Annotated in this window: 13 protein-coding genes; 6 read left to right on the top strand and 7 right to left on the bottom strand. The window is 33.7% G+C overall.

Annotated features, from left to right (window positions below; genetic code table 11):
* Positions 1 to 12: 12 nt before the first annotated feature.
* A complete protein-coding gene (locus APR43_RS05330) occupies positions 13 to 414 on the bottom strand; it encodes a helix-turn-helix domain-containing protein (RefSeq protein WP_053473574.1) in 402 nt (133 codons plus the stop codon).
* A gap of 596 nt (positions 415 to 1,010) precedes the next feature.
* Between APR43_RS05330 and APR43_RS05320 the strand changes: the two genes are divergently transcribed.
* A complete protein-coding gene (locus tag APR43_RS05320; protein WP_053473576.1) occupies positions 1,011 to 1,517 on the top strand; it encodes a GNAT family N-acetyltransferase in 507 nt (168 codons plus the stop codon).
* A gap of 130 nt (positions 1,518 to 1,647) precedes the next feature.
* Positions 1,648 to 2,196, top strand: coding sequence for a HutD family protein (locus tag APR43_RS05315; RefSeq protein WP_053473577.1), 549 nt, complete (start codon positions 1,648 to 1,650; stop codon positions 2,194 to 2,196).
* Positions 2,197 to 2,755: 559 nt separating this feature from the next.
* Here APR43_RS05315 and APR43_RS05310 read toward each other — a convergent pair.
* Complete coding sequence (locus APR43_RS05310) at positions 2,756 to 3,328, bottom strand: Crp/Fnr family transcriptional regulator (protein WP_053473578.1); 573 nt, start codon at positions 3,326 to 3,328, stop codon at positions 2,756 to 2,758.
* Positions 3,329 to 3,565: 237 nt separating this feature from the next.
* Between APR43_RS05310 and APR43_RS05305 the strand changes: the two genes are divergently transcribed.
* Entirely contained in the window at positions 3,566 to 4,675 is a 1,110-nt protein-coding gene (locus APR43_RS05305; protein WP_053473579.1) for a polysaccharide lyase family 1 protein, read from the top strand.
* Positions 4,676 to 4,910: 235 nt separating this feature from the next.
* On the opposite strand, the gene APR43_RS05300 is transcribed toward APR43_RS05305, so the two are convergent.
* The 3 genes from APR43_RS05300 to APR43_RS05290 form a co-directional block, all read right to left on the bottom strand.
* Positions 4,911 to 5,294, bottom strand: a complete 384-nt coding sequence (locus tag APR43_RS05300) for a DUF3037 domain-containing protein (protein WP_053473580.1) — start codon at positions 5,292 to 5,294, stop codon at positions 4,911 to 4,913.
* Positions 5,284 to 6,066 (bottom strand): HipA family kinase, encoded by a 783-nt coding sequence (locus APR43_RS05295; protein ID WP_053473581.1) that lies wholly within the window; start codon positions 6,064 to 6,066, stop codon positions 5,284 to 5,286. The genes APR43_RS05300 and APR43_RS05295 overlap by 11 nt, the downstream gene beginning before the upstream one ends.
* 324 nt (positions 6,067 to 6,390) lie before the next feature.
* Positions 6,391 to 7,239, bottom strand: coding sequence for an NAD(P)H-hydrate dehydratase (locus tag APR43_RS05290; protein WP_053473582.1), 849 nt, complete (start codon positions 7,237 to 7,239; stop codon positions 6,391 to 6,393).
* 375 nt (positions 7,240 to 7,614) lie between these two features.
* On the opposite strand from APR43_RS05290, the gene gcvT reads away from it, so the two are divergent.
* From gcvT to APR43_RS05275, 3 genes are all read left to right on the top strand, one after another.
* The gene (gene gcvT / locus APR43_RS05285) at positions 7,615 to 8,697 is read left to right on the top strand and encodes a glycine cleavage system aminomethyltransferase GcvT (protein ID WP_053473583.1); all 1,083 of its coding nucleotides are present in this window, start codon (positions 7,615 to 7,617) and stop codon (positions 8,695 to 8,697) included.
* 206 nt (positions 8,698 to 8,903) lie between these two features.
* The gene (locus tag APR43_RS05280; RefSeq protein ID WP_053473584.1) at positions 8,904 to 10,934 is read left to right on the top strand and encodes a S41 family peptidase; all 2,031 of its coding nucleotides are present in this window, start codon (positions 8,904 to 8,906) and stop codon (positions 10,932 to 10,934) included.
* Between the two features lie 170 nt (positions 10,935 to 11,104).
* Positions 11,105 to 11,818: a YebC/PmpR family DNA-binding transcriptional regulator gene (locus APR43_RS05275; protein ID WP_026729302.1), complete on the top strand. Its 714-nt coding sequence runs from the start codon at positions 11,105 to 11,107 to the stop codon at positions 11,816 to 11,818.
* Positions 11,819 to 12,109: 291 nt separating this feature from the next.
* Here the strand turns inward: APR43_RS05275 and APR43_RS05270 are convergent, their stop codons facing one another.
* Together APR43_RS05270 and APR43_RS05265 are read right to left on the bottom strand one after the other, a co-directional pair.
* A complete protein-coding gene (locus tag APR43_RS05270) occupies positions 12,110 to 13,003 on the bottom strand; it encodes a LamG domain-containing protein (protein ID WP_053473585.1) in 894 nt (297 codons plus the stop codon).
* Between the two features lie 321 nt (positions 13,004 to 13,324).
* Positions 13,325 to 14,230 carry a LamG domain-containing protein gene (locus tag APR43_RS05265; RefSeq protein ID WP_053473586.1) on the bottom strand — a complete coding sequence of 302 codons (906 nt, stop codon included), beginning with the start codon at positions 14,228 to 14,230 and terminating at the stop codon, positions 13,325 to 13,327.
* Positions 14,231 to 14,437 lie beyond the last annotated feature (207 nt).

Here is a 14,437-nt window from a genome sequence, read left to right as displayed (position 1 = left end):
CTTCAAAAACGTTTATTTCCCGTTCAATAACTTCTCCAAATACTCAACTTTATCTTTTTCAGCTTGCACCAAACGTTCGTAAAGTTCAACAACTTTATCTAAAGGATTAAAAGTGCATTCATTATTATATGTCCCTTGTCCAAAACTACTATTTGAAACAGCATCATTAAAAGTATTAAAATAATTAAAAACCCCTTCTTCCGAAAAGTTTTTAATTGCTTCAACAGAAACTTCAAGAGCTTTTGCTATTTCAATTAGTCTTTGTTCGTCTACAGTTTCGCTGTTTTCAATATTCGAAATGGTCTGCTGGGTTGTTCCTAAAGCATCTGCCAGAGCTTCCTGCTTCATATCTTTAAGCTCTCTGATACGGCTTATATTTCTACCGATATGTTTTGGTTTTGTTGCTGTACTCATAATTCAAAGATATTTAAAATTCTTAAACGAAAATAAAATTTCGGTAAAAAACAAACTAGTTTTTGTAAGATACGCTTTTCAATAATTTATATATCTTTAAAAACTAAAAGCAATATCAAAAACATGAGTAAAATATACAATTTTGAAAAATTTGAAATCATTAAAAGTCTAATAAGAATCTCATCTTGGTTTTTAATTTTAATATTGTTGTTTGCTATAATTTTTACTTTACTTTCTACTGGATTTGAAAGTTATTTCATTAATTATTGTATTATCTTTCTATCTATTTTTACATTGTTTTTCAATGTTATAACCTTATTTGTAATTTCTATTTTGTATAAATTAAAAAAAGAAAAAATATTTTACAACATTAAAAAAGAGTCAATCTTATTTCTGGCTTCTTTGGCTAGTTTAGTGCTTTTAAGTTGTATAATACAATTAAAATATTAGAATTAAGAATAATTACATCTTATAGAAAACAAAACTGTTAAACAATAATTTCAGCTAAAGCCATTCCCGATATTTTCTACTTTTGTAACTCCAGCTAAAAACTGGAAGCAATTCAATTTTATAAAACACAATCACATTCAAACATAATGATTACAAAATCAACTCTGGAAGATATTCCAGCATTAACCATCTTAATAAATTCAGCATACAGAGGAGAAACTTCTAAAAAAGGCTGGACAACCGAAGCGCATTTATTAGAAGGAAAAAGAACCGACGAACAGGAAATGACCCAAATTTTTCTTGATCCAAAAAATACAATTCTGAAATTTACAGAGAATGACAAAATTATTGGTTCTGTTTTATTGGTTGAAAAAGGACATCAATTGTATTTAGGAATGTTGACCGTTTCGCCTGAACTTCAAAATAGCGGAATTGGGAAAAAACTTTTGGCTGAAGCCGAAATTCATGCTAAAACTCTTGGTTTGTCTGGTATTATTATGACGGTTATTTCGGTTCGTGAAGAACTTATTGCGTGGTACAAACGTCACGGTTATGTTGATACGGGCGAAAGAGAACCATTCCCTCAAAGCGAAATTCATATTACAGTTTCAGAAGAACCTTTGGAGTTTATATTTCTAGAGAAAAAGATTTAAGTTTTTTTTGCCACGAAGGCACAAAGACACTAAGTTTTTTCTTTTTTACAATATAAGTGATATAAGTTCATTTAAAAGAAAATTAAATATGGATCTTAGATACTTTGAAATCTTATAAAATATTCAATAAATGAAAATAAGTCTTTTCTCTAAAAAAGATAGTAAACCCTCTATTTGGAGTGGCGGATTGACATATGAATATATGATATATCCAAAAACAGCAAGCTATACTAATAGAGATTTTGTATTCAGAATAAGCAGCGCTACAATAGAGAAAGTGCCTTCTGAGTTTACCAAATTTAAGGGCTATTACCGATATTTGGTTATGCTTGATAACTGTTTGAATATTGAAGTAAACAAAAAAAGGAAAGTATATGAGAAGTATGAAATCATAGAATTTAATTCAAATGATGAAGTAACTTCTTATACAAATGGTATGGATTTTAATTGGATGATTTCTGAAAAAATTTCCCGTCATAAACTGGAAATAACAAATAGCAATCAGAATTGTAATGCTCAAATAATAATTTTATTTTCTTTAAATACTACATCTATTAAAATTAATGAGAATCCATATGATCTGGAATCTTATGATTTATTAGTCATTGAAAATCAAGAAAAGGAAAATATAATGCTTCATTTTTCTAACGAATGCCTTTTTGGGATATTGGATTTTTAATAGAAGTTGTTTTTGCCGCGAAGGCACAAGGGCACTAAGTTTTTTTTTAAAATCTTGCAAGCCGCAAAGTTTCCATACAGTTTGTCATTTCGACGAAGGAGACCCGAGCGACAGCGAATAGGCGAAGCAAATCTCCACGAGAAGCTCTACAAAGATTGGATTCTGGTTGTGGAGTTACTTACGAAGATTTCTCCTTCGTCGAAATGACAAGATTGGGGATTAATCTGCGTGAAACAAAAATCATTTTTAATCCTTTTATCCCGATAGCTATTGGGAGCAAAATCGGAGATTTTTAAGACAAAGTTTCCATACAGTTTGTCATTTCGACGAAGGAGAAATCTTCGCGAGAAGCTCTACAAAGATTGAATCTCATTGCGGAGTTACTTACGAAGATTTCTCCTTCGTCGAAATGACAAGATTGGGGATTAATCTGCGTGAAACAAAAATCATTTTTAATCCTTTTAATCTGTGGCTAAAAAACTTCTGTTAGACGCACTGCAGTGCGTCTCTACAAAAAACCTTTGAACCTTTGTTACTCTGCCTCTTTGAACCTTTGAACCTAAGACACCCTTCTCTTAATCTTGGACAAAAACTCATGCGAAACTCCTAAATATGATGAAAGATTTTTGTTATTAATGGTCTGGACTTTTTGCGGATAACGATCTTTAAAATCTAAATAACGCTGTTTTGAAGTTTTATTTAAAACATCCAAAAGTCTTTGCTGAATAGCCACATTTGCGCGCTCAATCATTAAAACATGAAACTGAATAAGCTTGGGAACTTCTGCAAACAATTGCGCTTTTTGGACTTTATTTATAACCAAAATTTCGCTGTCTTCTATAGCTTTAATATTGTAAGTCGTTGGCTTTTGGTGATAGAAACTTTCCAAGTCACACATCCATTCATTTTCGAAAGAAAAGAAAATTACGGTTTCCGTTCCGTTTTCGTTTAAGATGTAAGTTTTAAACGAGCCTTTTAAAATAAACCCCTCATAACTATTATTAGAATCCTGAATTTGAAGAAACTGATTTTTTTTAAGTTTAATAAGTTCAGCTTTAGAAACAATGATATTCCATTCTTCATCTGTGAGCGGGATCTTTCGCTCAATGTTTTTTCTTAGTAGGTTGTACATGCTTGTGGTTTTTGTTTGGAATTAAATTTGTTTTTCAATCCATTCTTTATTAGGGGTTTAAAAAATGTAATCGATTACGTAAATGTACACTATTTATGCATTTTTGTAAATTAACAACTGTTAAAAAAACGAATTTCATAGAATTTTTTGCAAAAGTTTGAACTTGTTCAACTTTTTTCCTGCAAATTATAATCAGATTTGTGTTGTTAAACTTTTATAAATAACCAAACTTAAATTATGAAATTACAATCAACACTCTCCATGTTTTTACTAACATTGGCTCTCGGATTTACAGCATGTAATTCTGAAGAAATTGCTTCACCAAATTCAGAAGCAAGTATCGAAACAACAATTCAGTCAGGCACGACGAATTTAACCGCAAAAATTGGAAACTGTTCTGAAGTTCCGGGTTGGGCTTCTCAAAACGGAAGTACAACCGGCGGCGGTTCTTCGGCTGAAACTACGGTTACAACTTACGCTCAATTAAAAGCGGCTATTGAAAACACTTCTGTAAAAGTGATCAAAGTTTCAGGAACTATTACAGTTACCACACGATTATCATTTCAGGATCAAACTGGTAAAACTATTTATGGCGCGAGTGGCGCAAAACTGGTTTCGACTAATCAGACTAAAGATGCTTCTGGTATTATCAACATTAAAAGATGTAAAAATCTAATCATCAGAAATCTAATTTTTGAAGGCCCTGGAGCTTACGATACTGATGGCTGGGACAACGCAATTTTGGATGAATGCACGAATGTTTGGGTTGATCACTGCGAATTTAGAGATGGCGTTGACGGAAACTTCGACATCAAAAACAAATCCGATTATATTTCGGTTACGTATTCTAAATTCCATTATCTAAAACCACCAAAAGCTGGAGGTTCAGGAGGATCAGACGATCATAGATATTCAAACTTAATTGGTTCAAGCGATGGTGCTACTGCCGATCGCGGCAAATTGAGAATCACTTTTGCAAGATGCTGGTGGGCTCCAGGATGTAAAGAGAGAATGCCAAGAGTTCGTTTTGGAAAAGTGCATTTGGTAAACAACTTCTTTAACAGTACAGTAAGCAATAAATGTGTGGCAGCAGGTTTTGAGGCTGATCTTCGTGTAGAAAGCAACGTTTTTGAAGGTGTAAAAACGCCTATCGATTTAATGAGCGGTTATACTGCTGTTACGGCAACTGATAACGTTTTTACGAATACAACCGGAAATCAAGCCGGAAGCGGTACTGCTTTTACTCCGCCATATTCTATTGTAAAACTTAATAAAACTGCTGTTAAAGCTGATATTTCAGCAAATGCAGGAGCAACTTTAGGTGGCAATATCTGCGGTTCGTTTTAATTGAATTAGAATAAAAGTAAGTTAGTTTTTAGTTAGAACCACGGATTGCAGGGATGCAGTTCGTGGTTTTTTATTTTTTTTCTGCCACGAAGGCGCAAAGGCGCAAAGATTAAATGTAGAGGCGCACAGCAGTGCGTCTAACACAAAGTATGGACAATTGGGGCGTAGACGCACTGCTGTGCGCCTCTACAGAAAACCTTTGTAACTTTGAACCTCTACACCTTTGATCCTTTCCTTAAAGCACCAACTCTTCAAACAATCTCTGAATCGTTTTCTCCAAATCCTGACACAAACCTGGATGCGGTCTTGAAGTTTGGATTGCTGAACTTCTAATTGCCGTTAACCAACGAAAACGTTCCGGAATCTCAAATTCAGCGATTGGACCGCCGTCTTTGGCTCCTTTTGCTATTTTTTCTAATGAAGTCAGATTGCATTCTAATTGTTCGATATCAAAATCGTTTGATAGTGCTTCAATTTTTTCTTTATTTAAATGAAAAAGTACTTTTATAAATTTGGCTTTTTTGCAAAACAAAATGATTCCGATATTCAGGAATTCTTCGCGTTCTACCCTTGGCACAACACGAATCACAGCATATTCGTATAAGTGATTATCTTGCATTTTGAGCCTGATTTACAAATATTTCTGAATTCTCTAATCTTGTCTTTAAAAACTGTAAATAAACATTTCGCAAGTTTTCCGGTGTTTCGTCTGCATCTTCCCACTGAAGCCAGTTTAACGGAATTGTATTTACAATTTCTTCTAAAATTTCAGGCGTTAAAATCGCTTTAAATTCAGCGTCAACTTCTTTTAAAAGAGAAGCTTGCGGCAGTAAAACGTGATCTTTTATCAATGCAAACGGACTTTTGGCATGCTGTTCCCAATTGTTCCAGGAATGATGAAAATACAAACATGCCCCGTGATCAATCAGCCATAATTCTTTATGCCAGATTAGCATATTGGTATTTTTGAAAGTTCGGTCTACGTTTGTAATATAAGCGTCAAGCCAGACAATCTGCGAAGCTAATTTCGCATCGACAGTCGTTACAACAGGATCAAAAGTAATCGCGCCTGATAAAAAATGAAGTGCCAGATTTAATCCTTGGCTTCCTTGCAGTAAATCCTGAATTTCTTCGTCGGCTTCGGTTCTTCCAAAGGCTTCGTCGAGATTTGCGAATACTAATTCTGGTAATTGTAGTTTTAAGGCTTTTGCTATTTGTCCGCCTACTAATTCGGCTATAAGGGCTTTTACGCCGTGTCCGGCACCCCTAAATTTTAATACGTATTTAAAATCGTCATCGGCTTCTGCCAAAGCGGGTAAAGATCCGCCTTCGCGCAGCGGCGTTATATAACGCATGACGTTTACCGTTCTGAGATCGAAGTTGTTTTTCATAGTTACAAACTTACTAAGGTTTTTGCCACGAAGACACAAAGACACAAAGTTTTTTAATCTCGCAAAGACGCAGAGTCGCAAAGTTTTTGTTCACGCTATATTCCCAATCTTGTCATTTCGAGGAACGAGAAATCTCCACAAGAAGCTCTACAAAGATTGGATTCTCGTTGAGGAGTTACTTGTGGAGATTTCTCGTTCCTCGAAATGACAAACTGTATGGAAACTTTACCTAAAAACTTTGCGACTTTGCAACCTTTAAAAAGCAAAGCACCTTAAAAAACTTAGCGCCCTTTGCGAAAAACCTTTGCGCCCTTTGCGTTAAAATTACTTTTCTAAACTCAAAAAAGCTTTCCCTAAATTCTTGATTATATCTGAGGCTATGAAAGATTCATAACCAGTTTTGGGTAAAGCAATATCTGCTGTTAATCCATGAAGATAGACTCCGAATTTTGAGGCGTATTTGGGTTCGTAGCCTTGTGCGAGAAGACTTGTGAGAATTCCTGTTAAGGTGTCGCCGCTTCCTGCGGTTGCCAAGGCTGCGTTTCCGGTTGTGTTTTCGTAGACAGAATTTCTGTTTATAGTGAATGTTGGTGCGCCTTTCATGACTACAATAACTTTATACTTTTCTGAAAAGGCGATTGTTTTTTGGAATTTTTCAGATTCTGAATTCCATTTTCCAATCAAGCGTTCTAATTCTTTTGGATGAGGTGTCAGAATCGTGTCTTCGGGAACTAATTCCAGCCATGATAAATTTTCAGAAATAATGTTTAAAGCATCGGCGTCTAAAACTAAAGGCGCTTTGTTGATTCTTAAAAATTCAAATAAGGCTTTTTGTGTTCCGAGTTCCTTCCCTATTCCGGGGCCAATTCCAACGGCTTGCGGAATTAATGGTAAATGGATATTGGTTATAAAATTGGTATTTTCATCAGTAACAGTCATTACTTCGGGAATAGAGGTTTGCAGAATTTGATAACCGCATTTTGGTATAAAAGTCGTTACAAGTCCGCAGCCGGATTTTAAGCATGCTTTTGAAGCTAAAACGCCTGCTCCTATTTTTCCGTAACTTCCGGCAATAATCACAGCGTGACCCTGAATTCCTTTGTGTGTATGAGGATTTATGGGTTTGTATATTTTTAAGATTTCTTCTTTTGTGATTAAATATGGAGATTTCATTTGATGGCTTTTTTATTTTAAACACATAGAATCATAGCTTTTCTTTGTGGGTAAAGGCGTTTCACTTGTTTTTAACAAACATAGCTGATTGTGAAGCTTGACTTTATAAAAGATAATTCATTACTGTTTATTATGATTAAAGTTACATAAAAAATCGAAAACACGAATGTTTATTGTTTCCCTTAAGTCCTAGCCCTGATAGAAGCGACATCTCCCGATTTAGAAAAACAAGGCTCTTTAGCCGTAGTTTTTGTTTATCGGGAATATAGCGGATAGCAGGAAATTGCTCCTAATTATTGCGAAATTTATAATTTAAGGCATTCAAATTAGATATTTTTTGAATAGATTTGCAGAACAATTTTATAAAACAACACAATGAAAAATACTGCGCTTACGCACATACATGAGAGTTTGGGAGCGAAAATGCTGCCTTTTGCGGGTTACAACATGCCTATTACATATGAAGGTGTAAATGCTGAACATGAAACGGTTCGTAATAGTGTGGGCGTTTTTGACGTTTCGCATATGGGTGAATTTTTGTTAACGGGACCAAATGCTTTGGCTTTGATTCAAAAAGTGACTTCAAATGATGCTTCGACTTTAACTATTGGTAGAGCGCAATATTCTTGTCTGCCAAATAATGAAGGCGGAATTGTAGACGATTTGATTGTTTATAAAATGAAAGAAGATGAGTATTTACTTGTTGTAAATGCTTCGAATATTGAAAAAGACTGGAACTGGATTTCCTCTTACAATGATTTGGGAGTTGAAATGAAAAACCTTTCTGATGATTATTCATTATTGGCAATTCAGGGACCAAAAGCGGTTGAGGCTATGCAGGCTTTGTCTTCTATAGATTTATCTGCCATTGCTTATTACCATTTTGAAGTAGCCGATTTTGCTGGCTTTAATGATGTAATTATTTCTGCAACTGGTTATACAGGTTCTGGAGGATTTGAAATTTACTGCAAAAATGCTGATGCCGAAGCTATCTGGAACAAGGTTTTTGAAGCTGGTGCAGCTTTCGGAATCAAACCTATTGGTCTTGCAGCACGTGATACTTTACGTCTTGAAATGGGATTCTGTCTTTACGGAAATGATATTAATGATACTACTTCTCCGCTTGAAGCTGGTTTAGGATGGATCACAAAATTCAATAAAGATTTCACCAATTCTGAGGCTCTTAAAAAGCAAAAAGAAGCTGGTGTTACCAGAAAATTAGTTGCTTTTGAAATGCAGGAACGTGCGGTACCAAGACATGATTACGAGATTGTAGATGGTTCTGGAGCTGTAATTGGAATTGTAACTTCTGGAACAATGTCTCCTTCTATGAATAAAGGAATTGGTTTAGGATATGTTACGGTTTCAAACAGTGCTGTTGACAGTGATATTTTTATTAGAATTAGAAAAAATGATGTTCCTGCTAAAGTGGTAAAATTGCCTTTTTACAAGAAATAATTAAAGTTATAAATATTGTAAGATGCATTACTGTAATGGTAATGCATTTTTTTTGCCGAAGATTAAATAATTGCAAGTATCATCCCTTGAAATCATTTAATCTTCGGCATTTTATTTCTTATTTATATGTAAGATTTTTTAGAAAAAATGTAAACTGTTTTCGAAAAATTACCGTAACTTTAATATAGAATGTTGAGATTTCACCTATGAACAAAATTTTGCCGTTATTTTTACTGTTTACTTCTTTCCTATTTAGTCAAAATAGCGCCGAGACATGCGAAATACTGAACAAAATAAATGCTGTTATTCAAACAGAGCATTTACGTCCAAAACCTGTTGATGACAGTTTATCTGTTTTTGTTTTTGATAATCTTATAAATGAATTAGATCCTTCACGCAATATCTTCTTTAAAAGTGAATACGATCAACTGGCAGCAGAATATCGTTTAAATTTAGACGATTTAATTTTAAGTAATGATTGTACTTTTTTAACTGATATTACAGCCAAATATATAAATGGATTGATTAGAACTAAAGAGGCTCTTGAAAAAATTCAGGCAACTGCATTTGATTATACCAAAAAAGATACGATTCGATTTTACAAAAAATCTTTTCCTTTTTATTTAAAGAAAGAAGATTTAGAGAAAGTATGGCGTAAAAAACTGCGTTATCAAATTCTGGATGATATTGCTGAAACGAGTGATAATCTGGATTCTATAAAAGCAAATTTTGCTTCTATTGAAGCTAAATCCAGAAATTTGATTGTGTCGAATGAAATTTGTCGTATCAGCACGCTTTTAGAAACTAAAACAAAACAAGACGAGAATCTTTATAATTTCTTCTGTACTTATTTTGATCCGCATACGGCTTATTTTAGCGACGATTCTAAATCGAGTTTTGTAGCTTCCTTATCAAAAGAACATTTATCGTTGGGAATGACAGTAAATCTTAACGAAAAAAATGAGATTATTGTTCACGAAATAGATCCAAATGGTCCGGCGTATCAAACGGGACAGATTAAAAAAGGCGATCAGATTATTTCGGTTTCCAATCATAAAGAGACACTTCAGGTTTCCTGTTCTTCGTTAGAATCTATTTCTACGATGATTTTATCTGAAGCAAATAAAACGCTTACGCTTACGCTGAAAAGAAACTCTGGTAAAAACTTTGACGTTTTTATCGAAAAACAAGTCATGAAAGACGAAGAAAATTCGGTTTTCAGTTTTATAATTGGCAAGGAAAGTAAAATTGGGTATATAAAAATTCCGAGTTTTTATGCTGATTTAGATGGCAACAGTCGAAAAGGCTGTGCCGATGATGTGGCCAGAGAAGTTATTAAACTTGAAAGAGACAATATTAAAGGTTTAGTGATTGACTTGATTGACAATGGCGGCGGTTCGATGGAAGAAGCCATAAAATTGGCGGGAATGTTTATTGATTATGGTCCAATTTCGGTTGTTATTGATCATACTAAAGAGAAATCAGTTATCAATGATCCTTACAAAGGCATGATTTACAGAGGTCCAATTGTGATTTTGGTGAATAGCAATACGGCTTCTGCAAGTGAATTTTTCTCTTCGATTATGCAGGATTACAATCGCGCGCTTTTGTTAGGAAGCAATACGCTTGGAAAAGCCACGATGCAGACTATTCTTTCGCTTGACGAAAATAAAAATACTGATTTCCTTAAAATTACAATTAATAAATTCTACAGAGTTACAGGAAAAAGCCATCAATATATTGGTGTTACGCCAGATGTTGTTCTTCCTGAATTTTATGAGGATGTTTATCAAAAAGAAAGTGATTTCCCTACTGCGATGAAAAACGATAGTATTGAACCGTTTTTAAAATTCAGACCGTATGTAAAACGTGCTTTAATTGATAAATTGGCCAAAAACAGTTCATTGAGACTGGCTGATAATTTTTATTTTAATGATATTAAAAAAATCAATCTAAAAATAGATCAATTGATCAATACGCCAAAAGCAGAAATTCCGATGACTTTAGATGCCATTTTTAATCAAAAGAAAGTGGTAAATTCTCTTTGGACAGAAATCAATACTTTTAATGACGAAAATAATCCGCTGGATGTTTACAATTCTTCTGTAAATCAGTTTTTATTGGGCGCTTATCCTAATGATAAAACGATTAATCAATACCAAATGGATAATTTAAAAACAAATCCATACCTCAACGAAGCGGTGAATATTATTAATGACTTTAATTTTTCAAAATAGAAATTTTTGTTTCACGTTTTTTTTGTTTCAGGTTTCAAGTTAACCGCAAAGTGCGCAAAGTTGTACCAACTTGAAACATGAAACTTAAAACTTGAAACAAAATAGCGATTTTGATTTTGGATAAATAAGGAATAACCTTTATTTTTGCATCACAAAACTAAAAATTAGAAATGGGAAGAGCGTTCGAATTTAGAAAAGGAAGAAAAATGAAACGTTGGTCTGCAATGGCCAAAACATTTACCAGAATTGGTAAAGACATCGTTATGGCTGTTAAAGAAGGCGGCCCTAACCCTGACGCCAATTCTAGATTAAGAGCTGTTATACAAAATGCAAAAGCGGCCAACATGCCAAAAGATAATGTTGAGCGCGCGATTAAAAATGCCAGCAATAAAGATACTGCCAACTATAAAGAAATTTTATTTGAAGGATATGCTCCTCACGGAATTGCGATTTTGATTGAAACTGCATCTGATAATAACAACAGAACGGTAGCAAACATTCGCAGTTATTTCAACAAATGCAACGGTACAATGGGAACTCAGGGTTCTGTTGAGTTTATGTTTGATCATACTTGTAATTTCAGAATTGCAAATAATGGTCTTGATGCTGAGGAATTAGAGCTTGAATTAATTGATTTTGGTGCCGAGGAAGTTTTTGAAGATGAAGACGGAATCTTGATCTATGCTCCTTTTGGAAGTTTTGGTGCTTTACAAAAGGAATTAGAGAACAGAGGTTTAGAAATTTTATCTTCTGGTTTTGAGCGTATTCCTCAAATCACAAAAGAATTAACTGAAGCTCAAATCGCTGACGTTGAAAAACTAATCGAAAAAATTGAAGAAGATGATGACGTTATGAACGTTTATCATACTATGAAAGAGGAATAATATTTTCTTTTTATAAAAATTTTAAAAGCTCTGAATTTTCAGGGCTTTTTTGTTTTGTTAAAATTCATGCAGAAGAAAGCAAAATATTATAAAAAGTAAAATAAACTATTATATTTGTCGCAATCAGATCATAATTCCTTAAAACAAAAACAAACATGCAAACATCAAAATACACAAGATTTGCCGTAATTATTTTGGTAATCGTATTTGTAGTGCTTAGTGTAATAAGCTAATAAAAATCAAAAAGCCTTCTGAAATTCAGAAGGCTTTCTTTTTATAGAAAATATAAAATTACTTTTTTGGAGTGTTTGTTACTTTAATCAAATACGTTCCTTCTGGCAAATCGCCAATATTAGAAGCGTTTGCTCCTATTATTTTTTGTCCCTGAGAGAAAACCTCAACACTTTTACCACTTTTAGAAGTTTCGGCAGAAGCAGCCACAGCGGCAGCTGGGAGCTTTACAGGTGCAGGAGCAGCTTTTTTATCTATACTTGAAACTGGCACTGGCGAAGCCGCTACTGTTTTAGCCGGTTTTGAACTGTTATAGGATTCCATAACCTGCTCGTCTGTCATAGCAACCGTATACAATTTAATATCGTCGATATCAGCATTGATGCTTGTTGCTGTATTTAGTTTTCCGATGTTCAAAATATAACCTTTGGTTGAACGCGCGATTCCCTCAGTAGATTTTAGCAATTCGCCATTACGATAAATTTTTGAACTATTACCATCATAAGTAATGCTGTACAAGTACCAGATATCCTTTAAAAGCGGTGCAGAAACAACCACATCATTTCCTGGCCCCCATCCCGCAAGGTTTGCCTCAGAATTACCTCCGGCTGCCGCTTGCTGCGTTAATCCGAAATATTGTCCATTTGCTGCAGTACCATAACCTAAAACATGATTAACGGCATTTATTGCATTAAATTTAACCCAAACCGATATTGTTCTTGGTTTATTTCCCTGTGGAAGATCGCCTACTACAGCCTGATAAGCTTTGTTAGAAAGTCGCAAAGCTCCTTTAGGGGTACCCATTCTGTCATTTACAAAAACTGGAGTACCTAAAAAGGAAATAGTATTATCTGCGCTGCTTAAATTTCCGTTGAAATTAAATTCCTGAACGGGATTTTGTGCATTAGAATTTAAAAAACTTACAAACATTAAAGTGAGTAATATTTTTTTCATAGGTATATACATTTTTTACTGGATGATATCTTTTTATAATGATTTATTTGAAAGCAAATTTGATCATTCGAATTTTACAATTACAAATTTTTAAATATTTTATTTATAAATTTTGTTAAAACTATAATTTTAATTCAGCATAAACAAACAAATCCTACATACAGATACAGAATTCTCACAAAATATAAAAATTTATAGTTATAAAGGGCTAAAAAAAAGCCTTCTGAATCCAAAAGGCTGTTTTCTAATTCCAAAAAATCTAATTGCTACTAAACAATATTTAAAAACTAACTAACTATTTAAAAAAATTAATTGATGGCCTTATTTTGATGTTATTTTTTTTGACGGAGCATTTGAAATCTTTAATAAATAGGTTCCTTCAGGAAGATCATTTATTGTCATTGAATTATTTCCTACTACTTTTTGTCCTTGCGAATACACTTCAATATTTTTACCTCCCACATTTACATCTTTACTCACAATTATATTACCTGAAGTAGTTTTTGCTGTTTTAGATTTTACAGTGCCTTTTGTTTTAGGAGCTGCTGCAGCTTCTGCGACTACTATTAAAGGTTTAGAGCTGTTATAAGACTCCGAAACCTGTTCATCTGTCAAAGCCACATCATAGATCTTTAAATCGTCTACATGTGCATTTATACCAACTGATGTGTTTATTTCGCCTAATCTAAAAATAGTTCCTTTTGTAGAGCGTTTTAAACCGTTTATGTATTTTAATAATTCTCCGTTTCGATAGATTTTAGAAACTGTCCCGTCAAATGTTACGGTATATTGATACCAAACACCTTTTGCTAATGGAGTTGAGACAATTACATCATTTGCTGCACCCCAGCCCGCTAAACTTAAATCTGAATTAGAAGAAACTGTAGACTGCTGCAGTAAACCGAAATACTGAGCATTGTAAGCTGAACCATAACCCCAGATATAATTTGCAGAAGCTATGTCATTAAATTTAACCCAAATACTAACCGTTCTTGCTTTATTGCCTTGCGGCAGATCATCAACCACGGCTTCCAGTGCTTTATTATTTAATCTTTGAGCATTTCCGGCAATTCCTGATCTATCGGGTACAAACTCATCTGACCCCATGAAAGAAATTGTGTTAGATTCATTATTTAAAGTCCCATTGAAATTAAACTCCTGAATTGGGTTTTGAGCAGTCGCATTCAAATAACTTACAAACATTACTGAGAGTAGAAATTTTTTCATAATAGCAGAATTTAGGGTTATAAATAAAGTGTGTCATTTATACACAGCTAAACTATACTATTATGTTTTTCGTCGAAAATTTTTTCGTTAACCTACCTAAATAATCGTTAAAATAACCAAAACTGATGATTTTGTCGACAAAATTAGTTTTAATTATACTGTAGAAGTAATTCTTAAAATTATAAATTAACCTCAATTTCAATTAAA

The sequence above is a fragment of the Flavobacterium sp. NLM genome (assembly GCF_002210235.1).
Taxonomy (GTDB): Bacteria; Bacteroidota; Bacteroidia; order Flavobacteriales; family Flavobacteriaceae; genus Flavobacterium; species Flavobacterium panici.
The sequence above is the reverse complement of the archived record's forward strand: the minus strand, read 5'-3'. Positions and strand labels throughout refer to the sequence as shown.

Coding starts and splice junctions, on each gene's coding strand:
- APR43_RS05330 (WP_053473574.1), bottom strand. CDS start 414: ATGAGTACAGCAACAAAACCAAAACATATCGGTAGAAATATAAGCCGT.
- APR43_RS05320 (WP_053473576.1), top strand. CDS start 1,011: ATGATTACAAAATCAACTCTGGAAGATATTCCAGCATTAACCATCTTA.
- APR43_RS05315 (WP_053473577.1), top strand. CDS start 1,648: ATGAAAATAAGTCTTTTCTCTAAAAAAGATAGTAAACCCTCTATTTGG.
- APR43_RS05310 (WP_053473578.1), bottom strand. CDS start 3,328: ATGTACAACCTACTAAGAAAAAACATTGAGCGAAAGATCCCGCTCACA.
- APR43_RS05305 (WP_053473579.1), top strand. CDS start 3,566: ATGAAATTACAATCAACACTCTCCATGTTTTTACTAACATTGGCTCTC.
- APR43_RS05300 (WP_053473580.1), bottom strand. CDS start 5,294: ATGCAAGATAATCACTTATACGAATATGCTGTGATTCGTGTTGTGCCA.
- APR43_RS05295 (WP_053473581.1), bottom strand. CDS start 6,066: ATGAAAAACAACTTCGATCTCAGAACGGTAAACGTCATGCGTTATATA.
- APR43_RS05290 (WP_053473582.1), bottom strand. CDS start 7,239: ATGAAATCTCCATATTTAATCACAAAAGAAGAAATCTTAAAAATATAC.
- gcvT (WP_053473583.1), top strand. CDS start 7,615: ATGAAAAATACTGCGCTTACGCACATACATGAGAGTTTGGGAGCGAAA.
- APR43_RS05280 (WP_053473584.1), top strand. CDS start 8,904: ATGAACAAAATTTTGCCGTTATTTTTACTGTTTACTTCTTTCCTATTT.
- APR43_RS05275 (WP_026729302.1), top strand. CDS start 11,105: ATGGGAAGAGCGTTCGAATTTAGAAAAGGAAGAAAAATGAAACGTTGG.
- APR43_RS05270 (WP_053473585.1), bottom strand. CDS start 13,003: ATGAAAAAAATATTACTCACTTTAATGTTTGTAAGTTTTTTAAATTCT.
- APR43_RS05265 (WP_053473586.1), bottom strand. CDS start 14,230: ATGAAAAAATTTCTACTCTCAGTAATGTTTGTAAGTTATTTGAATGCG.